The sequence below is a fragment of the Polaromonas sp. OV174 genome, assembly GCF_900112285.1.
Classification (GTDB): Bacteria; Pseudomonadota; Gammaproteobacteria; order Burkholderiales; family Burkholderiaceae_C; genus Polaromonas.
On the sequence record NZ_FOKZ01000003.1, the window covers coordinates 80,696 to 102,141 of the forward strand.

Genomic DNA, 21,446 nt, shown 5'->3' on the forward strand with positions numbered 1-21,446 from the left:
CCCTGCGCTCGCCGGCGTGGAGTTTTCCGTGAGAATCGCACTCGGTATCAGCTATGGCGGCAGTGCTTACGAAGGCTGGCAAAGCCAGCTTTCGGGCAACACCGTTCAGGACAAGCTGGAGCTGGCTTTAAGCAAGTTTTCCGCCCAACCGGTGCGTGTCATGTGCGCCGGCCGCACCGACGCCGGCGTGCATGCGCTGCTGCAGGTGGTGCACTTTGATACCCTGCTGCAGCGTGACATCCGCTCCTGGGTGCGCGGCGTCAATGCATTTTTGCCATCCGACATCGCGGTTCAATGGGCGCGTGAAGTCCCGGATGAGTTCCACTCCCGGGGCAGCGCCATTGCGCGCCGCTACGCCTATGTGGTGCTGGAGTCCCCGGTGCGCCCCAGTGTGGAAGCCGGGCGCGTCGGCTGGGTCTACCGTCCCCTGGATAGCGCGGCGATGCAAACCGCCGTCACCTACCTGATAGGCGAACACGATTTCAGCTCATTTCGCGCCGCCCAGTGCCAGGCCAAGACGCCAGTCAAAACCATCAGCAGGATAGATATCTCCCGGCGCACCGGCTCGGACTCATCGTGCTACTGGCGCTTCGAATTTGAGGCCAATGCCTTTTTGCACCACATGATCCGCAACATCATGGGTTGCCTGGTGGCCATAGGCCAGGGCAAGCATGCGCCAGAGTGGCTGGACCAAGTCCTGGCCGCACGCAGCCGTGACGTCGCCGCCCCCACCTTCTCGCCCCATGGTCTGTATTTTCTGGGGCCGGTCTATGAAGACCATTTCGGCTTGCCGGCGCGTACTGCGGCCTATGATTGGCTGCCATGAAATATGTAACCCCCACGCTCCCCGCTTCGCGTGGCTCGCTGCCCCCTGAGGGGGCCGCTGCGCCTGCGGCCCGGCGAAGCCGGTTCCGCGGCCCCGGCTGGAATGAAGAGCTTCTGCGCTGTCCTCCATCGGGGGCTGGCCTATGACCCCTTCACACCCTCTGCGCACCCGCATCAAGATCTGTGGTCTGACGCGCGAGGAAGACGTGGACGCCGTGGTAGCGGCGGGCGCCGACGCGGTCGGCTTTGTCATGTATGAGCCCAGCCCTCGCCATATCACGGCCGAACGCGCCGCCGAGTTGGCCCGCCGTCTGCCGCCTTTTGTCACTCCTGTACTGCTCTTTGTTAACGCCAGCGCTACAAAAATAGTAGCTGACTGCGCCCGTCTACCAAGCGCATTGCTCCAATTTCATGGTGATGAGTCGCCGCAAGACTGCTTGCGGGCGGGCCGGCCCTTCATGCGCGCCGCACGCATTCCCCTGGGTGAAAGTGCTGCCGCCGCCGGGACAGGCTTCGATCTCGTAAAATACGCAGAAGACTTCAAGGCTGCCCAAGCCATATTGCTCGACGCCCATGTCGAGGGTTATGGCGGCGGCGGGAAAACATTCAATTGGTCACTTCTACCTCCAAGCGTCAACGCTCACCTCGTTTTGTCTGGTGGGTTGACGCCTGCAAACGTGATCGATGGCATTTTGCAAGTCAGGCCGCGCTGTAAAACGCTGGCCGTTGATGTGAGCTCGGGCGTCGAGATTGCCAAAGGCATCAAAAGCGCCGACGCCATCTTTCAATTTGTCGCAGCCGTTCGCGCTGCCGACGAACAACTTGCAAAGAAACCCATTCATCATGTTCGACTATCACCAACCTGACACCAACGGTCACTTCGGCATTTACGGCGGCAGTTTCGTCTCTGAAACCCTGACCCACGCGATCAACGAGCTGAAAGCGGCTTACGCCAAATACCAGAACGATGCGGAATTTCTCGCGGAATTTCACTCCGAACTGACCCATTTTGTGGGTCGCCCCTCGCCCGTCTACCACGCCGCGCGCATGAGCCGCGAACAGGGCGGCGCGCAGATTTACCTCAAGCGCGAAGACCTCAACCACACCGGCGCGCACAAAATCAACAACGTGATAGGCCAGGCCATGCTGGCGCGCCGCATGGGCAAGCCCCGCATCATTGCCGAAACCGGCGCCGGCCAGCACGGTGTGGCGACCGCCACCATTTGCGCCCGCTATGGCCTGGAGTGCGTGGTTTACATGGGCAGCGAAGACGTCAAACGCCAAAGCCCCAATGTCTATCGCATGAACCTGCTGGGCGCCACTGTGGTGCCGGTCGAAAGCGGCAGCAAAACGCTGAAAGATGCGCTCAACGAGGCCATGCGCGACTGGGTCGCCAACGTCGACAACACCTTCTACATCATAGGCACGGTGGCCGGCCCCCACCCCTACCCCATGATGGTGCGCGACTTCCAGAGCGTCATAGGCACAGAGTGTCTTGCGCAGATGCCGGAGTTCATTGGAAACCGACAACCCGACGCGGTGGTCGCCTGCGTGGGCGGCGGCAGCAATGCCATGGGTATTTTCCACCCCTACATCCCGCACGAAAACACCCGACTGATTGGCGTGGAAGCCGCTGGCGAAGGCCTGGACAGCGGCAAGCATTCCGCCTCGCTGCAGCGCGGCCTGCCCGGCGTGCTGCACGGCAACCGCACCTATGTCTTGCAAAATGAAGACGGCCAGGTCACCGAAACGCACAGCGTCAGCGCCGGCCTGGACTATCCCGGCGTAGGCCCGGAGCATGCCCTCCTCAAGGACATAGGCCGGGCCGAATATGTCGGCATCACCGACACCGAAGCGCTGGCGGCCTTCCACTATCTGTGCCGCACCGAAGGCATCATTCCGGCGCTGGAATCCAGCCATGCCGTGGCTTACGCCATGAAGCTGGCCAAGACCATGCGCCCCGAGCAAAGCATTCTGGTCAACCTCTCGGGCCGTGGCGACAAGGACATAGGCACGGTAGCCGACCTGTCCGGCGCCGATTTCTACGACCGCCCATCCATGCGCGGACTGTCCGTCAAGGGCGGCCAAGGCACGGGGACCCCATCATGAGCCGCATCGCAGCAACCTTTTCCCAACTCAAAAGCCAGGGTCGCAAGGCGCTGATTCCCTATGTGACGGCGGGTTTCCCCTTCGCCGATGTCACGCCCGAACTGATGCACGCCATGGTGGCCGGTGGCGCCGACGTGATCGAGCTGGGCGTGCCCTTTTCCGACCCCAGCGCCGACGGCCCTGTGATCCAGCAGGCCGGCGAAAAGGCCCTGGCCAATGGCATCGGCCTGGCCAAGGTGCTGGACATCGTGCGCGCCTTCCGCAGCCAGGACAACACCACCCCCGTGGTGCTGATGGGTTATGCCAATCCGGTCGAGCGCTACGACATCAAGCACCGGCAGGCCAGCGGCGACAGCGCCTTTGTGCGCGACGCCGCCGCTGCCGGCGTCGACGGCATGCTGATCGTCGACTACCCGCCCGAAGAGTGCGTGGAGTTCGCCGCCAGGCTGCGTGCGCACGGCATGGACTTGATCTTTTTGCTGGCCCCCACCAGCACCGACAGCCGTATGGCGCAGGTGGCCGAAGTCGCCAGCGGTTATGTCTACTACGTCTCGCTCAAGGGCGTGACGGGCTCGGGTGCGCTGGATGTGGAAGCCGTCGAAGCCATGCTGCCGCGGATTCGCCAGCATGTGAAAGTGCCGGTGGGCGTGGGCTTTGGCATCCGCGATGCCGTCACCGCCAAGGCCATCAGCAAGGTGGCCGACGCCGTGGTGATTGGCAGCAAGATCATCCAGCTGATTGAAAACCAGCCGCGCGACAAGGTTGCCGCCGTGGCTCATGACTTTCTGAAAGAAATCCGTACCGCCCTGGACTGACTGATCGCGGACGAAAGCCAGCGCATAATTACGCACTCGTCCAGCGACCCAGGCTTAGCGCCCGCGCGACTCAACAAGGACCGACACCATGTCTTGGTTAGAAAAACTACTCCCCCCAAAAATCAGCCACACCAACCCGACCGAGCGTCGCAGCATTCCCGAAGGCTTGTGGATCAAATGCCCGAGCTGCGAAGCCGTGCTCTACAAGGCCGATCTGGAAAAAAACCAGAACGTCTGCCCGCAGTGCAGCCACCACCACCGCATAGGCGCGCGGGCACGGCTGGATGCTTTTCTGGACGCCGAAGGCCGCTACGAGATTGGCCAGGAAGTGCTGCCGGTCGATGCCCTCAAGTTCAAGGACAGCCGCAAATACCCCGAGCGCCTGAAAGAGGCCCTGGAAAATACCCAGGAAACCGATGCGCTGATCGTGATGGGCGGCGCGGTGCATAGCATTGGCGTCGTCGTCGCCTGCTTTGAATTCGACTTCATGGGCGGCAGCATGGGCAGCGTGGTGGGCGAGCGCTTTGTGCGCGGCGTGCATACGGCCATGGAGCAAAAAGTACCCTTCATCTGCTTCACCGCCACCGGCGGCGCGCGCATGCAGGAAGGCCTATTGAGCCTGATGCAAATGGCCAAGACCAATGCCGCCCTGACCCGCCTGGCGAAAAAAGGCCTGCCCTACATCAGCGTGCTGACCGACCCGACCATGGGTGGCGTCAGCGCCGGTTTTGCTTTCGTGGGCGACATCGTGATTGCCGAGCCCAAGGCCTTGATCGGCTTTGCCGGCCCGCGCGTCATCGAGTCCACCGTTCGTGTGACCCTGCCTCAAGGCTTTCAGCGCGCCGAATTCCTGCAAACCAAGGGCGCGGTCGACTTTATCTGCGACCGGCGCGAACTGCGCAAGACCGTGGCCAGCTCGCTGGCCATGCTGCTCAAGCAGCCGGCCGATGCCGTCAGCTGAGCACGATCACCCCACCCTTGAGCGACCGACGGACCTTGCCAGCGTCAGCCCTTGCCGCCTGGGGTGATGTGCCACCTTGCCACTTGAAGCCTGACGCATGTCCGAAGCCCTGAAACTGATCTCTCTACCGCTGTTTCCGCTGGGCACGGTGCTTTACCCTGGCGGCCTGCTGCCCTTGCGGATTTTTGAGGTCCGCTACCTGGACATGATTGGTAAATGCCACAAAACCGGCGCGCCTTTCGGCGTGGTCGCGCTGACCGAAGGCTCCGAAGTGCGGCGACGGGATGAGGCGCAAACCGGCGACGGCTTTGCGCACGAGACTTTCAGCGCCGTCGGCACCCTGGCCACCATCACCGAGCTGGTGGTGCCGCAGCCCGGCCTGATGATGATCCGCTGCGTCGGTACGCAACGCTTTGAAATCTCACGCCAGGAAAAGCTCAAGCATGGTTTGTGGATTGCCGACGTCAGCCAGCTGGAAGACGATCAGCGCGTCAGCATTCCGGACGATCTGCAGAAAACCGCCGCTGCCCTGGGCAAGCTGATCAAAAACTTGCAGGAGCGCGAGCTGCCCGCCGACCAGATGCCGGTGCTGCCGCCCTACCAGATGGACGACTGCGGCTGGGTCGCCAATCGCTGGTGTGAGCTACTGCCCATGCCGGTGGAGCTCAAACAGCGCCTGATGGCGCTGGACAACCCCTTGCTGCGGCTGGAACTGGTCAGTGACATCCTGGATCGCACCGGCATTTCGCTCTGAAAGCCGGCGTCTGCCCGGTCCCTACTTCCCGCTAAACAGGTCTTTCCTGGCCGCCAAACGGGAAGCTCTCCCGAAAAACTTAAAATCAAAGATTCGGCGCTTTTTACGCTTCTTTTTTGACAGCGCTGGCGCCCGACATTCTTAGCCCTCTTTCCTGAGCACCACCCTTATGTCCAAACAAGAAAATTCGCCCACCGCCGCCGCCCCCGTGGCGCAAGATGAGAACCAGCTGATCGTCGAGCGCCGCGAAAAACTCAAGGCGCTGCGCCAGGCACAGGCCGAAGGCAAAGGGGTGGCGTTTCCCAACGACATCAAGCCGGAACACCGTGCGCAAAGCATTTTTGAGCAGTACGGCGAGACAACCAAGGAAGAGCTGGACGAGCTGGCCGTGACGGTCAGCGTGGCGGGCCGCATGATGCTCAAGCGCGTGATGGGCAAGGCCAGCTTCGCCACCCTGCAGGACGCCACTTTTGGCCCCTCGGGCGGCCGTATCCAGCTCTACATCAACAACGAAGGCGTGGGCGAGGAAGTCCACAGCAGCTTCAAGCACTGGGATCTGGGCGATATCGTGGCCGCCACCGGCACGCTGTTTCGCACCAAGACCGGCGAGCTGTCGATCAACGCCAGCAGCATACGCCTGGTCACCAAAAGCCTGCGCCCGCTGCCCGACAAATTCCATGGCATGGCCGACCAGGAAGTCAAATACCGCCAGCGCTACGTCGACCTGATCATGGACGAGTCCGCACGCAAGCGCTTCATGGCGCGCAGCAAGGCCGTCAGCGGCATTCGCGAGTTCATGGTGGCCAACGACTTCCTGGAAGTCGAAACCCCCATGCTGCACCCGATTCCGGGCGGCGCCAATGCCAAGCCCTTCAAGACGCATCACAACGCGCTGGACCAGGAGATGTTTTTGCGCATCGCGCCCGAGCTCTACCTCAAGCGCCTGATCGTCGGCGGCTTTGAGCGCGTGTTTGAAATCAACCGCAGCTACCGCAACGAAGGCATCAGCGTGCGCCACAACCCCGAGTTCACCATGATGGAGTTCTACGCGGCCTGGTGGAATTACGCCGACCTGATGAGCTTCACCGAGGCCCTGATTCGCGATGCGGCCGAGAAAGTCTGCGGCTCACTGCAACTGACTTATGCCGGCAAACCGGTCGACCTGAGCCAGCCCTTTGAGCGCCTGACGATTCGCGAAGCCATCGTCAAGCACACCGAGGCCGGCGCTCAGGTGGACGACACGGTCTGGTTGATCAACGCCCTCAAGAAGCTGGGCATGAACGAGGAAAAAGACCGGCTCTCCAGCCGTTCGCTGGCCAGCCTGCAGGTGCTGTACTTTGAGGAACTGGTGGAAGAAAAGCTCTGGCAGCCGACCTTCATCATGGAACACCCGACGGAAATCTCGCCGCTGGCACGCGCCAACGACAGCCGGCCGGAAGTGACCGAGCGCTTTGAGCTCTACATCACCGGCCGCGAGTTCGGCAACGGCTTCAGCGAGCTCAACGACGCCGAAGAGCAAGCCGCCCGCTTCAATGCCCAGGTCGCGGCCAAGGACAGCGGCGACGATGAAGCCATGTTCTACGACCACGACTTCGTGCGCGCCCTCGAGTACGGCATGCCACCCACCGGTGGCTGCGGCGTGGGCATAGACCGCCTGATGATGCTGCTGACCGACAGCCCCAGCATCCGCGATGTGATCCTGTTTCCGGCGCTGCGCCGCGAAGCTTGAAAATTTACATGATTTATGGCTGTAGCGCATACTGGATGGTCGCAGCCAGCTATTTATTTAATAGCAAATGACGACCCCCGTGCTGAAATACCTGTCGGCCTACCCCGACAGCCTGAAGCAACAGGTGCAGCGCCTGCTGGAGCAGGACAAGCTGAGCGAGCTGCTGCTGAAAAAATACCCCCAGATGCATGGCGTGCGTACCGACAAGGCCTTGTACGACTATGTGATGGGCCTCAAGAACGACTTCCTGCGCAGCGCCGAGCCGCTCTCCAAGGTGGCGTTTGACAGCAAGCTGCACGTGATTGCCCATGCGCTGGGCACGCACACCACCGTCTCGCGCGTGCAGGGCAACAAGCTCAAGGCCAAACGGGAAATCCGCGTGGCCACGCTGTTCAAGGAAGTGCCGCTGGAGTTCCTGCGCATGATCACGGTGCACGAGCTGGCGCACATCAAGGAAAAAGGCCATGACAAGGCTTTTTACAAGCTCTGCACCTATATGGAACCCAACTACCACCAGTACGAGTTCGATCTGCGCGTGTACCTGACGCACCTGGACGCCGTCGGCAAACTGGAATGGCCTGCGGCCTGAAACCGCTGCACGCCAGCAACGACTCAATAGCCGCCCGGGCCGGACACCGGCAAGGTCAGGCTAAAGAAGCATAGGTCGCATGGATCAGGGCGCTAGCCCATGGCCCGGTGTCGGCAACGGGTGACATCCGGTTGGGGCAATAGCTGAAACTCATGCGCCGGTCCGGATCGGCAAACGCGATGGCGCCGCCCATGCCGGGGTGACCAAAGTTTCTTTTGCCCTGCCCTATCGAAAATGCCGGGCCAGCGCGCATGAAACCGAGACCCATGCTGAAAGGGCGCTTGGTCATGTAATCCATGCCCTCCCAGCCGCCTTGTTGCGTGGCCTCCGCCAACACGTCTCTATGAACCACCTCGTAGCCATCCAGGGTACCGCCACAGGCCAGCGCGGCGTAAATGCGAGCCATGCCGCGGGCATTGCCATGACCGGCGTAACGCCGCCAGTCTGCTGAGTTGTAGTCTTCCTCGCGCGGCAAGGGGCGCCATGCGCGATAAAGCGGCGAATCGGGGTTGCGCTTCATCCCTTCCAGGCTGGGCGTGCCCGGCGTTTCCAGGTAGTCGGCGCACAGGCCATGCTGCGCATCTTCCAGGCCCAGCCAGTATTCAGCACCCAGCGGTCTCGCGATGCCATCACGGTGCAGATCGCGCGCGCTGCGGCCCGTCGCCTGCCTGAGCAGCTCGGCACACAAAAGCGGAAAGGTGAAGGAGTGATAGCAGGCCTGCGTGCCGGGTGGCCACTCGGGCGCCTGCGCTTCCAGCGCCTTGTTGACGACACCGGGCTGGTACAGCGAGCCCAGCGGCGCAGCATCGGGATACGGTAATCCGGCGAGATGGCCCAGGAGAAGGCGAACCGTGATGCTTTCCTTGCCCGCCTGGCCAAATGCGGGCCAGTACTGCGCCACCGGCGCATCCAGCTGCATCTGCCCAAGCCCCACCAAACGCAGGATATTGAGCGTATAAATGGATTTACCCACCGACTTCATGTCGGTGATGGTGTCAGCCGTCCAGGGCTGGCTGCGGGCACGGTCTCTATGACCCGCCCACAGGTCGACGACGGTTTCACCATCGATCACCACGGCGACCGCGCAGCCAACTTCCTGCCCGGCAGCCATATTGAGCTCCAGAGCCTGCGCCAGCGCAGCAAACGCCGCATCGCAATGGCCCTCAATGGCAAACGTGGCGGCTGTTGTCTTCATGGATTTCCCTCAAACTGTTGGTGGCTCAATCTAGCTTGATGTTGGCAGTCTTGACGAGATCGGTCCATTTTTCAACTTCAGCGCTGAGAGTCTTGCCAAGTTCCTCGGGCGACATCACCAGCACCTGGCCGTCCGACTTGGCCCATGCCTCACGCACATCAGGCCGCGTGATGATCTTGTTGATCTCGGCATTGAGCCTGTCTACAACCGGTTTGGGCGTACCCGCCGGCGCCATGAGGCCTATCACCACCTGTACCTCATAGCCGGGCACGCCTGCTTCGGACAATGTAGGCACGTCTGGCAAGGCCAGCGACCGGGTCTTGCCCGTCGTTCCGAGTGCGCGCAACTTTCCGCTGCGCACGTAAGGTGCGGCACCGTCAAGTGTGTCGAACATCAGTTGCAAACGCCCTGCCAGCAGATCTATGCGCGCGCCACTGCCCACTTTATAAGGAACGTGGGTCATTTTGGTTCCGGCCATGGAGTCGAACAATTCGGCCTCCAGATGCAGCATGCTGCCCGTACCGGATGAGCCGTAGTTCAGCTTGTTCGGCTGGGATTTGGCGAGTGCGATCAGTTCCTTGACCGAGTTCGCCGGCACCGAAGGGTGAACCACCAGCACACCTTGTGCATTGCTCAAGGCGGCGACGGGCGTGAGGTCACGCATCAACTGATACTTTTGCCGATTCACGCCAAGCGCCTCCACCAGCGTGTGGGAACTCGTCACCAGCACAAGGTTGTAACCATCGGCTGGCGACTTGGCCACGGCTTCGGTGCCTATGGCGAAGTTGCCACCGGGCCGGTTGTCGATGACAACGGCCTGTCCCAGCGCGGTCTGCAGATGCTGGGCCATCAGCCTGGTGAACACATCGGCCGTGCCGCCCGGCCCGAACGGAACAATGATGCGCACGGGTTTTGAGGGCCAGGTTTCCGCCTGGGCTTGCGGCACCAGGCCAATCAGCACAAAGGGAACAAGGACTGCCATGAACAAGCGCTTAGAGAGCTTCATGTGAACCTCCGGTAGGGGATTGCCGAACTAAATCAGAACTCGGGACGAAAAGCCTTCGCATGCTTCAGAAGGTGTGACGCATGCCGACCGTGTAGCCGGCGGTGTTTTCGCCAGGAAGCACCGTGATGCCCCGGTATACCGATTGACGGGAAACGCCCTTGTTCCGGATGTCGGCAATCTCCGAGTAAACCACGGTGCGTTTGGACAGGCTGTAAAAAATACCCAGACCAACGAAGTCAGTCTTGCTCGGCGAATTCTGGAAACGCTTGTGACCAAACTCGACGCTCAACTTGAGCGCCGGCGAAATCGGCAAACTAGCACCCAGAATGCTCAGATTGAAATCAAGCGGCACGCCCTGACCAGAGTATTTCTCGCTGAGATAACCCGCATGCGCCTTGACGACACCAAAGTCGTAGGTCCCCATCAGGGTGCCGCGGGTCACCGAATAGTCAGTTGCCGGCAGCTTTTGGGTAGCCACCTGCTCGACGACACCGGTGAGGTCGACAGCGCCCTGCACATAGTTGACCGCCAGGGCCGTGCCCACGCCATTTTTCTTGTTGGGTGCGGGTGATTCCGCATCCAAGATGCTGGTGCTGTGCTGGGCGATGAAATTCACCCCGCTGAAACCGGGGCTGGTGTAGCGAACGGAATTGTCCCAATAAGGAGAGTAGCCGCCAATGGCCAGGTTGAAGGCGCCGGCGAAATTGGACTGCGACGGTGCCTTGAACACCAGCGTCTGGTGCGTCGGACTGAACAACCGCCCCAATTCGACCTTACCAAATGGGCCTTCAAGCCCCACCTTGGCTTCAGAACCAAACAGCTTGCTGCCCGAGGTGGCTCCGGTTGAAAGAACATACAGGGAGCGCAGCAAAAAGCTGGCGGCATAGCCGCCGCCCAGATCTTCTTTTCCTTGAAACACCAGACTGCTCGCCGCAATGCTTCCGCTGGCAGTCTGGAATTGCGAATACCTGTCGGTCGTGACGTAGGCAATGCCACCGTCCAGTGCACCCGAGATACTGACGGATGACTGGGCATGGGCTCCCACGGCGCCCATCGAGATGGCAGCCAGGGTCAGTAACTGAAGCGCGGCATTGACGCGGTTCAAATGAAAACGGGACACAGGGACGGTCGATGGGTTCACGAAAACTCCTTGGCGTTGAGGGAGGGTGGAAAAAGACCTGGCGTCAGAGCGCCTCGGGCGAATCGGCAGACAAAGCACGCCGTAACGTTGCGGTCTGTGCAGCATCAAGCGAGCCGTCTTGCCGCAGCACCACGCGATAGACGACATGCGCACGATCCGCGCTGATCCAGCGTTCGGCCACCTCATGCGCGACCTTTGCGGGATCGCGAAGGTGTGGCGGGCCATAGCCGCCGCCGCCGCTGGACGAAGAAAACACACGCTCATGCGCTTGCAGCGTGACCTGGCCCCAGGCAGGCAAGACCTGTGTCTGCCCATCGGCGCCACGCTTGCCCTGGCTGGCCTTGAACCCGGACAGGCCGCCGCGCGCGCCTTGTGCCGCGTTGACGGCACCATCGCAGCCATAGGCGACGTTGATGCTGTTCTGCCCGACAGGGCCAAACTCCGAATACAGGCTGGACGCGCCTACATGCTTGCCGGCGCCCTCCGTGTCTTGGAGGAAGCGCCGCTGGTGGATGTACAAGGGCTGGCGCAGTTCGTCGAGTTCAATGCTGTCTATGAACATTTTTCCGGCGTTGCCGACATGGCCAATCAGTTGCCAGGCGTCGGCTGAAGGAGCGCCAGCGCCGCCTGTGACGCCAATGATCACCTGGTTGACGAAGGGCTTGCCCGTGACCGGATCAAGGCCGGAGACCACACCGCCGCCCGCAGGAATCACGCCGCCACACTCGGCCAGCCCGAAGCCATCGGCCAGACTGGCTATGGCGCTTTGCACCGCATTGGCCACACGGTCGGCGATATTGGTGGTGGCAGCGGAGCAGGAGGTCGGGTGAAGCGGAATGCCCGCGATGCAGTTTTCGCGCAGCTGCACCTTCAGGCGCCGAAAGCTACCGGCATTCTTGGGTACCGAATGATCGATGCTGTTGAAAACACCCACCATCGCGGATGTGCGGGCGCAGGACTCGGAGAGATTCAGTCCGACCGGCAGGCAATCCGGATTGTGGCGAAGGTCCACCTCGATCAGCCCCTGCTCTGCCAACACGCTCACATCGACACGGATGGGGATGCCCTCCTCATTCATTCCGGGCAAGGCGTCATGGATGCTGGTGCGTGTCACGCGGCCTTCAGGCATGGAGCGAATCGCTGCCACCATCCGTTTTTCGCTGTAGTTGAAGTAGTCCTGCTCATAGGCGTGCAGCTTGTCCCAACCCAGTTCTTCGCCCAGCGCCAGCAACTCGCGTTCACCGATGCGCGCGGCACCGACCATGGCGAGGTAGTCGCCATACCATTGTTCTGGCACGCGGATACGCATGCGGCACATACGGATGATGTCGTTGATATCCTGGTAGCCGGTTTGCACTTTCACAGCGGGAAAAATCAGCGCGCCTTCTTCATAGATGTCCCTGGCCGTACCCATGTAGGTGGTGGGCTGCGAGTTGCCGCAATCGGCCTGGTGGGCTTTGGCCAGCACCGTGTAGCGATGGATGCCTTGCGCGTCGACGACGGGAACAAGAATGGTGTGATCAGCCGGGTGCGAACAGCCGTGATAGGGCGAGTTGTGCAAGAAAGCATCGCCTTGTTCAATCCGGGGATGAAACTCCAGCATGGAACGCGCCATCAGGTCAGGACCCGATAGCACATGTATGGGCAGCCCCTCGGCGGCGGCCAGCAACTCGTGCTCTCGCGTCACAATGCAGCACGAAAAATCGCGCGCCATGTTGATGACGCCGGAGCGCGACGAACGCAGCAGCGTGTTGGACATCTTGCGTGCGATGCCTTCGAAACGGTTGGACAGCAGGGCCAGCCTGACGCCATTGGATTGACTCGAAGGTCTGGTGGTGTTTGACATGAAATTTCCTTGGCGTTCAGTCATGGCCAGGCACGATGGACAGCGAGCCTGAGGCCCGCTTTTGCGCCGTGGCGCCCGGATTGATCACCACCGTTGTGAACGAAGATTCGACGAGCGCCGGACCGCGCAGTTCTTGACCCGACTGGAGCGACTCGAAGCGGTAGACAGCGGCATCCACATGCCCATGCCCCGCAAAATAGGCCCGGCGCGATCGCGGCGGCTTCGCCACATCGGCGCTGCTTTTGAGCTGCAGGCCACTTGCGCCACCGCGAACCCGGCAAGCCACTGTTGCGCCCCAGCCGATGATTTCAATCTCAGCCGCGTCATCGCGCACCGCAAAAAGCTCTTCATGGGTGCGATGAAAGGTCTCCATCAAGGCCGCCAGTTCAGCCGTACCGTGGATGCGGCTGGCCGGCAGGGCGACATTGATTTCCCAGACCTGGTCGGCATAGCGCGCCTCGGCCCAGAATTCAACCGTGTGTTGATCGGAACCATAGGCCTGCTCCCGAATGAAGGCCTCGCACTGTGCCTCCAGTCCGGCCAGCACCCGGTTCACCGCGTCGTGGTCAAACGCATTGCTGCGCGTGTACAGCATGCCTTGAAAGCGCATCGACAAATCAGAGATCACCGCCCCAGCGGCCGACAGTGCGGCGCCAACCTGAGGAATCAATAGCCTGGGTGACTGCAGGCGCCTGGCGATCAGCACCGAGTTCAATCCCGCTGCACCACCGCCGCCGATCAGGATCGCGCTACCGGGATCAATGCCCTGGTTGACCGAGATGGTGAGTATGGCCTGCACCATGTTTTCGGTCGCCAGTTCAATGATGGCGCAGGCCGCCTCTTCAACCGATAGCTCCAGCGGGCCCGACACATGCTGTTCGATGGCGCGGTGAGCCGCCATGCGGTCAAGCTTCATGGCACCACCGAGGAAAAATTCCGGATCCAGATGACCCAGTACCACAGACGCATCGGTGACGGTGGGCCGCTCGCCGCCACGGCCATAGCAGGCCGGACCCGGCAGGGAGCCCGCGCTTTGCGGGCCGACGCGCAACATGCCCGCGTCATCTACCCAGGCCAGCGAGCCACCACCCGCGCCAACGCTGGTGACATCGACTGAGGCAAAGCCAGTCATGTGGCCGCTGTAAGGCTGGCCGATCCAGGACTCACGCGTCCACGGCACGACCCCGCGCCTGACCAGGCTGACGTCATAGGTGGTGCCACCGGTGTCGGCGATGATGGCGGTATCGGTCTGCTCGTCAACATCGGCAAAATACCGCCCGGAAACCGGCGCCATGGATGGCCCTGAGTTGACGAGGTAGATGGGCGCTGCGGCCGCTTGGCCCGCATCCATCACGCCGCCCTGGGAAGTCACCACCAGCGTGCGTCCAGAAAAGCCCTCGGCGGCCAGCCTTTCGGACAAGCTAGCCAGATAGGCGGTCATCATCGGTTTTAAAGAGGCATCAATGCAGCTAGAAGATGCGCGGCGGTATTCACGCAGTGTCGGGTTGAGCCGATGTGACAGCGTGAAGGGAATGCCCGGCATGTGAGCCGCCAGCAGCTCGCCTATCCTCAACTCGTGGGCCGGGTTGGCGATAGACCAGAGCAGGCATACCGCGACCGCTTCTACCTGGCGCGCCTTCATCGCCTGAATGGTTTCTATAACGCAGGCCTCGTCAAGCGGCGCCAGCTCACGCCCATCGGCCAAAATGCGCCCCCCCATTTCCCAGGTCAGCGACCTGGGAACATAAGGTTGGGGAAACGGCACGGTGAAATCAAAGGCGTCCGCGCGCCCGCCTTCACGCAGTGTCAGGATATCGGGATGGCCAGCCGTTGTCAGGAAAGCGGTGCGCGCCGTGTTCGACGTCAGCACCGCATTCAAGGCATGCGTGGTGCCATAGATGAACATGGTGCCGCGGCCCAGCAAGGTCCTCAGGCTGATGCCCAAGCCTTTTCCCGCCACGCTCAGGGCATCGATCACGCCGCGAATCGGATCGGCCGCTGTCGTCGAGGCCTTGAACATGTGCAGCTCGCCGCCATCGTCCTCGACGATGAGATCCGTGAATGTTCCCCCGGTGTCGACGGCAAAACGCATGACTAGTTCCCTTTAAAAACAGTGCGGACGGATGGAATCAGTTGCGCCGGGTCAGGCCCAGCTGCTCGCGCGCCTCGGCCGGGGTGGCCACGCTCAGACCGATGTTTTCGATGATGTTGGCGGCACGCTCGACCAGTTGCGCATTGGTGGCGAAGACGCCGCGTGACAGATAGAGGTTGTCCTCCAGGCCGACGCGCACATTGCCGCCTAGCAGCGCGGCCTGCGCCACCATGGGCATCTGATTGCGCCCTATCCCAAAAGCAGCCCAGTGGGCACCCACGGGCAGCAAGCCTTTTTGGTAGAGGATGGTTTCCGCGCTGGCCGGTGCGGCCCATTTCACGCCCAAGACCATCTGGTAGAGCGGCACGCCGCTGATCAAGCCCTCTTGAACCAACTGGTTGCCGAACAGGATGTCGCCGGCACTGAACACCTCAAGCTCGGGCTTGACACCCAGCTGCTGAAAAGCCTTGGCCATCTGGCGCAGCGTGCGGGTTGTGTTGAGGTACACAAACTCCACCGGACCTTCTTCCTGGTTGCATGTCGTGATGTCAAGCGATGCAATCTCGGGCAGGCAGTCGGCCAGATGCACCATGCGTTGCGCCGCCGGCAGCATGTCGCTGCCAGGCAGGCCGCGCGATTCGTCCTCGGGATCGGGCAGAAAGAATGCGCCGTGCCCACAAGTCAGGTTGATCACAATGTCAACACCACTGGCGCGAATGCGGTCAACCACCTCGCGAAACAGCTGCGGGTCCCGCGAGCCCAGTTTGGTGACCTGATCGCGCACATGGATATGCACCACCGAAGCGCCCGCCCTGGCGGCTTCGACGCAGTTGCGTGCAATGTCCGCCGGTGAAATCGGGAAATCCGGGTGTTTGGGGTTAAACGGTGCATTGCCGCTTACGGCACAGGTCAACACTACTTTTTTCATCATCATTCTTCCCATTCAACATTGCCACTGACAGATACCAGTTCACCCGTCACTTTTGCTGCCGCGCCCGATGCAAGAAACAGCACCATGTCAGCGATCTCTGAGGGCTCGACCATGGTCTTCATCGAGATGTATTTCAGGACGTCGCGCGTCACCTCGTCGATGGGAAGCGCCAGCACGGCGGCCCGGTCGGAAATGATTTTTCGCATGCGCAGGTTGTTGATGGCACCCGGCAAGATCGCGTTGCAGCGAATGTTGAAGGGACCGAGTTCGCGGGCGGCGTTCAGGGTCAGCCCTTCGACCGCGAACTTCGATGCCACGTAGGCGGTGCGCATGGGCAAGCGCGTGCGGGTGGAGCCGGTGGAGAAATTCAGGATCACGCCATGCCGCTTAGCCTTCATGCCAGGGATGGCTTGCTGCATGCAATACAGCATGCCGCTCACATTCACGTCCAGCGTTCTCTGCCACTGCGCCACGTCCAGGTCTTCGATGTTTCCACGCGGCCCGCCAATGCCCACGTTATTCACCAGCACGCTGACATCGCCCAGCCACTGGCGAGATTCCGCAAATACCCTGGCAACCGCGGCGGGGTCGCTGACATCGGCAAGCGTTCCCTGCATGCCAGGGTTGGCGGCCAGCGTTTGCGACAGCGCTTCTGCGTTGACGTCGCAGATGTGAACCTTGTGGCCACCAGCGGCGAACGCCTCGGCGATCACCCGGCCGACGCTATCGGCGCCGCCGGTAACAAGTACGGTTTCCGTGACGGACTGCTGCATGGCCGTACTCACTGCGCGGCCATGCCGGCGGAGATGCCTTCGTCCGCCAGCAGGCAGCTGCCATGCATAGCACGGCTGTCATCGCTGGCCAGAAACAGGGCAACCGCCGCGATATCTTCCACGTCGGAAAACGCACGCCCGCTAGGTGTGGCCGCAGTGATGGCCTTCATGGCCGCCGGGTCGCTGCGCATCGCAGCATTCATCGGGCTTGCCGTATTGCCGGGTGAAATCGCATTGATCTGAATGCCGTGCGGTGCCAGCTCCAAAGCCAGCGCGCGCACCATTTGCACGATGGCCGCCTTTGATGCGCAGTACAAAGCAAAGCCAGGCACACCATAGACGGCCGCGACCGATGCCAAGCAAATGATCTTGCCCCAACCGCGCTGCTTCATGCCGGCGGCCACGGCGCTGACCATGTTCCAGGTGCCCATCAGGTTGATATCCACCAGCTTGGCCGCCTCTGCGGCCGGCGTATCGCCTGCGGGCGTCGGGAAAAAGACACCTGCCGCATTCAGCAGGATGTCTACCGGCCCCAGCTCGCGCTCGACATCGGCCAGCAAGGTCTTGATCTGCGCCGGATCACGGACATCACAGACATACGGTTTGGCCACCCCGCCCCTGGAGGTGATCAGCTCAACGACCGTCTGCGCCTTGTCCAGGCTGGACGAACTCAGCACCGCCACTTGCGCACCCTCCCTGGCATAGAGGCAAGCGATGGCCTGACCTATGCCTTGGGAGCCACCACTCACCACCACCACTTTGTTTTGCAGCTTCATCGGCGACTTTCATCAGAGGTCAAGACGACCCATATTGCTCATCAAATTTTTACGATCAAACTATTTAAATATGATCACAGAATTATTTAATTTGATCACAGATATGGAATAAGATCAAAGTATCTGATTGAGGACTTACCCTCGGTTGTTGACAAACATCACACAAGGCAATAATTGAGTTCTATGGAAATCAACCGAACGCGCGACAAATCGGATGCTCCCAAGAAAGAGCCTCACAAGACCAAAAAAGACGAGCTCCCCTCGTTCCGGTTGGCGCCATTGAAGTCCGAATTCAAAACAGACACGACGCAAAACCGTGCCTACCAGGCGCTGAAAACGGCGGTTCTCGGCGGGGTTTTCTATCCGGGGACAGTGGTCACACTGGCCAAGCTGGCCGAGATGCTGGGCACCAGCGAAATGCCCGTGCGTGAAGCCCTGAAGCGCCTTACCGCCGAGGGCGCCTTCGAGGCGCTGCCCAATCGTTCGGCGCGGGTTCCTGTGCTCTCGCCGCTGGTGGTCAGGCAGATCCTGGAGTTGCGGGTGGAACTGGAGAGCCTTGCCGCGTCGCAGGCCGCCGAGCACATGTCCAAACACCACATCGACCAGCTGATCACGCTGGACAAAGCCATGGCACAGGCTCTGGCAGACCAGCAGTTTCCCCTGTACGTGGCGCTGAACATGGAGTTCCACTTCCTGATCTACAGGGTCGCCGGCAACGAGCCCCTGCTGTCACTGATCGAAGCACTATGGCTCAGGATGTCCCCGGTCATTGCCTTCAGCCTGACGGCGGCGAAGAACGCCGCGACGCATTTCGACCCGGTTGGTCTTGCACACCACGCCAACCTCATCAAGGCGCTGCAGGAAGGGAACGCCGCCAAGGCGCGCCAGGAAGTCCGTGCCGATCTGCTACATCCGGGAATACTGGTGAATTACCAGGACGCCCTGCCTGCCGCACGCTAGAGCGGGCAGACAGAGGTTTTCAGGGCAGCGAGCGTGTTGGTATCGCTATGACCAATGCACGGCCAGGTGCCGCGCCAGCCGCTCGAACGCCATATCCGTCACCACCGCCAGCATGCCCACCAGCAGCGCGCCCTGCAGCACATAAGCCGTGTTGAAGCCGCTCAGGCCGACGATGATGGGCGAGCCCAGGGTTTTGGCGCCCACGGTCGAGGCGATGGCTGCCGTGCCGATGTTGATGATGACCGAGGTGCGTACGCCGGCCAGCCACACCGGTAGTGCCAGCGGCACGTCGACCTGCCACAAACGCTCCCAGGGCGACATGCCCATGCCGCTGGCCGACTGGCGCACGGCTTCGGGCACGGACTGCAACCCCGTCACCGTGCCCTGCAGCACCGGCAACAGACCGTAAAGCGCCAGCGCCATCAGTGCCGGCAATTCGCCAAAACCCAGCACAGGCACGGCCAGCGCCAGCACCGCGACGGGCGGAAAGGTCTGACCCATGGACAGCACGATTTCCACCATGGGCCGAAACGCTTGACCGGCCGGGCGCGTGATCCACAGGCCTAGCGCCGTGCCCAACAGCACGGAAACCGCACTGGAAACACCAACCAGCTCGATGTGCTGCCATAGCAGCTGGGCAAAGGGCTCCTGCGTGTACACCGGCCTTTCGAGCTGAGGGAACAGCGCCGCAAACAGCGGCTGCGAATGCGGCAGGCCGATGACCAGTGCGGCCAGCGCCAGCACGGCCCACAGCAGTTTGTCGCTGGCCGGCCTAGCCATGCCGATCTGCCGGTTGGTCTGCCGGTGGACTGAAAATATCAGCCACATGCAGCACGCCGCCATGCACACCCGAGTCGCTGACCAAATTCACCGCTGCAAGCCGGTGCATGGCCAAAAAGGACACGGCTTCGCGCAGCGTGGTCTCGGCCGGCAGGCTGGCTCCCGCCAGCGGCGCTTCGGCTCTGGCCAGGTTTTGCGCCGACTGCAGCGACAGCAGCTTGATGCCTATGTCGCTGCGGCCAACAAAGTCCACTACCAGCGAACTGGCGGGCTGTGTCAGCAGCTCCAGCGGCGTACCTGTCTGCACCACCCGGCCCTGGTCCAGCAGCACGATGCGGGTGGCCAGGCGCAGGGCCTCATCGACGTCATGCGTGACCATCACGATGGTCTTGCCCGAGCTGCGGTGCACGCGCTTCATCTCCAGTTGCAGCGAGGCGCGTATCAGCGGGTCCAGCGCGCCAAAGGGCTCATCCATCAGCAGCACCGCCGGATCGGCCGCCAGCGCACGGGCCACGCCGACCCGCTGCTGCTGGCCACCCGAAAGCTGGTGCGGAAAGCGGGTCCGGTAGATGGCCGGGTCCAGGTCAAACAGCTGCAGCAGTGCGCTCACGCGCTCGCTGATTTGTTGCGCCGGCCAGCCCAGCATGCGCGGCACCACGCTAATGTTGCGCGCCACCGTCCAGTGCGGAAACAGCCCGACCGACTGAATCGCGTAGCCCATGCGCAGACGCAGCTCGCGCACCTTGAAGCTATAGATCTCGCGGCCATCGAACAGAATCTTGCCGGCGTCGTGGCTCTCCATACGGTTGATCATCTTCAGCATGGTGGACTTGCCCGAACCCGAGGCGCCTATCAGTACCACAAACTCACCGCGTTCAATCTTCAGGCTGAGCCCGTCAATCGCCAGCACCCCGGTGGCGTAGGTCTTGGAAATATTCTGAAATTCAATCATGAAGAAACCGTCACACCCGGCAGGGCAAAGCGGCTCAGTCCTATCAAGCCCTTGAAACCCAGATCGGCCAGCGCCCCCATCAGGATGATGGGCAGCACGCCCAGCAACACCAGGTCTTGCGCATTGGCAAAAAGCCCTTCAAACATGATGGCGCCCAGCCCGCCTGCGCCTATCAAGGCGGTGACCGCCGCCAGGCCCACGGCCTGTATGGTGGCGGTGCGCACGCCGCCCAGCACCACGGGCAGGGCCAGCGGCGCTTCGACCAGCCAGAAAATCTGCCAGCCCGGCATGCCCAGGCCGCGGGCTGCCTCGATCACGCCGGAAGGCACTTGCTGCAGGCCAGCTAGCATGCCCCTGACCACGGGCAGCAGGCTGTACAAGATGAGCGCAATCACGCCGGGCGCCAGGCCCACGCCGCTGATGCCGGCCTTGGCCAAGGCCGGCCAGCTGGCAGCCAGCAGGGCCAGTGGCGCCATCAGCAGGCCGAACAGCGCAATCGAGGGAATGGTCTGGATGACGTTGAGCAGTGGGAACAGCGCCTTGCCGACGCGGCCATGGCGGTAAGCCGCCCAGCCCAGCGGCAGCCCCAGGCACAGCGTGAACAGGATTGCCAGGCCGACGATCTGCGAATGCCGCGCCAGCACTTGCACAAACTGATCGGATCGGTTGGCGTATTCCTTCATGATGGACAGCTCGTCACACCAGCCGGCCCACAGCATCTGGCACAGCGGCAGCAGCACCGCCACCAGCACCAGCAGGCGCAGCGCGCGCCCGGCATGCAGGCGCTGCAAGGCATCGGCAGCCATCAGTCCGGCCAACAGCAGACCCAGCCAGAAAGCGCCGCCCAGCGACGTGCGGGCCAGCGGCGACTGGGTTTGCGCGATCAGACCGGCTTGAGCGGCCGCCAGCCAAACCAGGCCCGGCATCAGCAGCGACGACACGGCCACAGCCGCCCAGTCGGCGGCGCGGCGGCTGGGCCAGAAAGACAGGCACAGCAGCATGGCCGGGAGCGCCGCCAGCACCCAGGCCGGACCATGCAGCAGCGCGAAAAAATAAATCGGCTCGCCCGACACCAGCCGATTCGGCGCGGACCTCAAAAAGGGCAAGCCGTAAAGCGCGGCCGCCAGCGCCAGCGACAACGCCAGCAGCGCCGGGTTCCAGCGCGCGGCTGGCGCTGCGCCGCGCTGCAGGCTGTCGCCGTTCAAACGCTTA

Annotated in this window: 20 protein-coding genes; 9 read left to right on the forward strand and 11 right to left on the reverse strand. The window is 62.0% G+C overall.

From position 1 onward, the window contains the following. The first annotated feature begins 28 nt into the window (after positions 1–28). The 8 genes from truA (at position 29) to BM160_RS03810 (ending at position 7,782) form a co-directional block, all read left to right on the forward strand. Positions 29–826 (forward strand): tRNA pseudouridine(38-40) synthase TruA, encoded by a 798-nt coding sequence (gene truA, locus BM160_RS03775; RefSeq protein WP_092001230.1) that lies wholly within the window; start codon positions 29–31, stop codon positions 824–826. A 142-nt stretch (positions 827–968) separates the two neighbouring features. Continuing rightward, positions 969–1,691, forward strand: a complete 723-nt coding sequence (locus BM160_RS03780) for a phosphoribosylanthranilate isomerase (RefSeq protein ID WP_092000730.1) — start codon at positions 969–971, stop codon at positions 1,689–1,691. Further along, positions 1,669–2,934, forward strand: a complete 1,266-nt coding sequence (gene trpB, locus BM160_RS03785) for a tryptophan synthase subunit beta (protein WP_092000733.1) — start codon at positions 1,669–1,671, stop codon at positions 2,932–2,934. The genes BM160_RS03780 and trpB overlap by 23 nt, the downstream gene beginning before the upstream one ends. Then, the gene (trpA, locus tag BM160_RS03790; protein WP_092000737.1) at positions 2,931–3,749 is read left to right on the forward strand and encodes a tryptophan synthase subunit alpha; all 819 of its coding nucleotides are present in this window, start codon (positions 2,931–2,933) and stop codon (positions 3,747–3,749) included. The genes trpB and trpA overlap by 4 nt, the downstream gene beginning before the upstream one ends. A gap of 88 nt (positions 3,750–3,837) precedes the next feature. Then, complete coding sequence (gene accD / locus BM160_RS03795) at positions 3,838–4,710, forward strand: acetyl-CoA carboxylase, carboxyltransferase subunit beta (RefSeq protein WP_092000739.1); 873 nt, start codon at positions 3,838–3,840, stop codon at positions 4,708–4,710. Positions 4,711–4,807: 97 nt separating this feature from the next. Continuing rightward, positions 4,808–5,464, forward strand: coding sequence for an LON peptidase substrate-binding domain-containing protein (locus tag BM160_RS03800; protein WP_092000742.1), 657 nt, complete (start codon positions 4,808–4,810; stop codon positions 5,462–5,464). 169 nt (positions 5,465–5,633) lie between these two features. After that, positions 5,634–7,193 carry a lysine--tRNA ligase gene (lysS, locus tag BM160_RS03805; RefSeq protein ID WP_092000745.1) on the forward strand — a complete coding sequence of 520 codons (1,560 nt, stop codon included), beginning with the start codon at positions 5,634–5,636 and terminating at the stop codon, positions 7,191–7,193. 67 nt (positions 7,194–7,260) lie between these two features. Further along, a complete protein-coding gene (locus tag BM160_RS03810) occupies positions 7,261–7,782 on the forward strand; it encodes a YgjP-like metallopeptidase domain-containing protein (protein ID WP_092000748.1) in 522 nt (173 codons plus the stop codon). A 55-nt stretch (positions 7,783–7,837) separates the two neighbouring features. On the opposite strand, the gene BM160_RS03815 is transcribed toward BM160_RS03810, so the two are convergent. From BM160_RS03815 to BM160_RS03850, 8 genes are all read right to left on the reverse strand, one after another. Then, positions 7,838–8,977, reverse strand: coding sequence for a serine hydrolase domain-containing protein (locus BM160_RS03815; protein ID WP_092000752.1), 1,140 nt, complete (start codon positions 8,975–8,977; stop codon positions 7,838–7,840). A gap of 25 nt (positions 8,978–9,002) precedes the next feature. After that, on the reverse strand, positions 9,003–9,983 hold the full coding sequence (locus BM160_RS03820) for a Bug family tripartite tricarboxylate transporter substrate binding protein (protein WP_218156580.1): 981 nt from the start codon (positions 9,981–9,983) through the stop codon (positions 9,003–9,005). Positions 9,984–10,047: 64 nt separating this feature from the next. After that, on the reverse strand, positions 10,048–11,124 hold the full coding sequence (locus tag BM160_RS03825; RefSeq protein ID WP_177218901.1) for a porin: 1,077 nt from the start codon (positions 11,122–11,124) through the stop codon (positions 10,048–10,050). 43 nt (positions 11,125–11,167) lie between these two features. Then, positions 11,168–12,970, reverse strand: a complete 1,803-nt coding sequence (locus BM160_RS03830; RefSeq protein WP_092000761.1) for a hydantoinase B/oxoprolinase family protein — start codon at positions 12,968–12,970, stop codon at positions 11,168–11,170. A gap of 16 nt (positions 12,971–12,986) precedes the next feature. Continuing rightward, entirely contained in the window at positions 12,987–15,062 is a 2,076-nt protein-coding gene (locus tag BM160_RS03835) for a hydantoinase/oxoprolinase family protein (protein ID WP_092000765.1), read from the reverse strand. A gap of 37 nt (positions 15,063–15,099) precedes the next feature. Further along, the gene (locus tag BM160_RS03840) at positions 15,100–15,993 is read right to left on the reverse strand and encodes a beta-keto acid cleavage family enzyme (protein WP_092001234.1); all 894 of its coding nucleotides are present in this window, start codon (positions 15,991–15,993) and stop codon (positions 15,100–15,102) included. After that, positions 15,993–16,766 (reverse strand): SDR family oxidoreductase, encoded by a 774-nt coding sequence (locus tag BM160_RS03845; RefSeq protein WP_092000768.1) that lies wholly within the window; start codon positions 16,764–16,766, stop codon positions 15,993–15,995. The genes BM160_RS03840 and BM160_RS03845 overlap by 1 nt, the downstream gene beginning before the upstream one ends. Before the next feature lie 8 nt (positions 16,767–16,774). Then, positions 16,775–17,542 (reverse strand): SDR family NAD(P)-dependent oxidoreductase, encoded by a 768-nt coding sequence (locus BM160_RS03850; protein WP_092000771.1) that lies wholly within the window; start codon positions 17,540–17,542, stop codon positions 16,775–16,777. Between the two features lie 183 nt (positions 17,543–17,725). Here BM160_RS03850 and BM160_RS03855 point away from each other — a divergent pair, with 183 nt between their 5' ends. Then, a complete protein-coding gene (locus BM160_RS03855) occupies positions 17,726–18,502 on the forward strand; it encodes a GntR family transcriptional regulator (RefSeq protein ID WP_092000774.1) in 777 nt (258 codons plus the stop codon). Between the two features lie 45 nt (positions 18,503–18,547). Here the strand turns inward: BM160_RS03855 and BM160_RS03860 are convergent, their stop codons facing one another. Genes BM160_RS03860 through BM160_RS03870 form a run of 3 tightly spaced genes read right to left on the reverse strand, consistent with a single transcriptional unit; the run spans position 18,548 to position 21,439 of the window. Then, on the reverse strand, positions 18,548–19,282 hold the full coding sequence (locus BM160_RS03860) for an ABC transporter permease (protein ID WP_092000777.1): 735 nt from the start codon (positions 19,280–19,282) through the stop codon (positions 18,548–18,550). Next, positions 19,275–20,234 carry an ABC transporter ATP-binding protein gene (locus BM160_RS03865; RefSeq protein WP_092000780.1) on the reverse strand — a complete coding sequence of 320 codons (960 nt, stop codon included), beginning with the start codon at positions 20,232–20,234 and terminating at the stop codon, positions 19,275–19,277. The genes BM160_RS03860 and BM160_RS03865 overlap by 8 nt, the downstream gene beginning before the upstream one ends. Beyond that, positions 20,231–21,439 carry an ABC transporter permease gene (locus BM160_RS03870; RefSeq protein ID WP_255368613.1) on the reverse strand — a complete coding sequence of 403 codons (1,209 nt, stop codon included), beginning with the start codon at positions 21,437–21,439 and terminating at the stop codon, positions 20,231–20,233. Before BM160_RS03870 ends, BM160_RS03865 begins: the two co-directional genes overlap by 4 nt. Positions 21,440–21,446: the final 7 nt, after the last annotated feature.

What these genes read in the sequence shown, in the direction of transcription:
- BM160_RS03780 (WP_092000730.1), top strand. Translation starts at nt 969, where the DNA reads ATGACCCCTTCACACCCTCTGCGCACCCGCATCAAGATCTGTGGTCTG.
- trpB (WP_092000733.1), top strand. Translation starts at nt 1,669, where the DNA reads ATGTTCGACTATCACCAACCTGACACCAACGGTCACTTCGGCATTTAC.
- trpA (WP_092000737.1), top strand. Translation starts at nt 2,931, where the DNA reads ATGAGCCGCATCGCAGCAACCTTTTCCCAACTCAAAAGCCAGGGTCGC.
- accD (WP_092000739.1), top strand. Translation starts at nt 3,838, where the DNA reads ATGTCTTGGTTAGAAAAACTACTCCCCCCAAAAATCAGCCACACCAAC.
- BM160_RS03800 (WP_092000742.1), top strand. Translation starts at nt 4,808, where the DNA reads ATGTCCGAAGCCCTGAAACTGATCTCTCTACCGCTGTTTCCGCTGGGC.
- lysS (WP_092000745.1), top strand. Translation starts at nt 5,634, where the DNA reads ATGTCCAAACAAGAAAATTCGCCCACCGCCGCCGCCCCCGTGGCGCAA.
- BM160_RS03810 (WP_092000748.1), top strand. Translation starts at nt 7,261, where the DNA reads ATGACGACCCCCGTGCTGAAATACCTGTCGGCCTACCCCGACAGCCTG.
- BM160_RS03815 (WP_092000752.1), bottom strand. Translation starts at nt 8,977, where the DNA reads ATGAAGACAACAGCCGCCACGTTTGCCATTGAGGGCCATTGCGATGCG.
- BM160_RS03820 (WP_218156580.1), bottom strand. Translation starts at nt 9,983, where the DNA reads ATGAAGCTCTCTAAGCGCTTGTTCATGGCAGTCCTTGTTCCCTTTGTG.
- BM160_RS03830 (WP_092000761.1), bottom strand. Translation starts at nt 12,970, where the DNA reads ATGTCAAACACCACCAGACCTTCGAGTCAATCCAATGGCGTCAGGCTG.
- BM160_RS03835 (WP_092000765.1), bottom strand. Translation starts at nt 15,062, where the DNA reads ATGCGTTTTGCCGTCGACACCGGGGGAACATTCACGGATCTCATCGTC.
- BM160_RS03840 (WP_092001234.1), bottom strand. Translation starts at nt 15,993, where the DNA reads ATGATGAAAAAAGTAGTGTTGACCTGTGCCGTAAGCGGCAATGCACCG.
- BM160_RS03845 (WP_092000768.1), bottom strand. Translation starts at nt 16,766, where the DNA reads ATGCAGCAGTCCGTCACGGAAACCGTACTTGTTACCGGCGGCGCCGAT.
- BM160_RS03850 (WP_092000771.1), bottom strand. Translation starts at nt 17,542, where the DNA reads ATGAAGCTGCAAAACAAAGTGGTGGTGGTGAGTGGTGGCTCCCAAGGC.
- BM160_RS03855 (WP_092000774.1), top strand. Translation starts at nt 17,726, where the DNA reads ATGGAAATCAACCGAACGCGCGACAAATCGGATGCTCCCAAGAAAGAG.
- BM160_RS03860 (WP_092000777.1), bottom strand. Translation starts at nt 19,282, where the DNA reads ATGGCTAGGCCGGCCAGCGACAAACTGCTGTGGGCCGTGCTGGCGCTG.
- BM160_RS03865 (WP_092000780.1), bottom strand. Translation starts at nt 20,234, where the DNA reads ATGATTGAATTTCAGAATATTTCCAAGACCTACGCCACCGGGGTGCTG.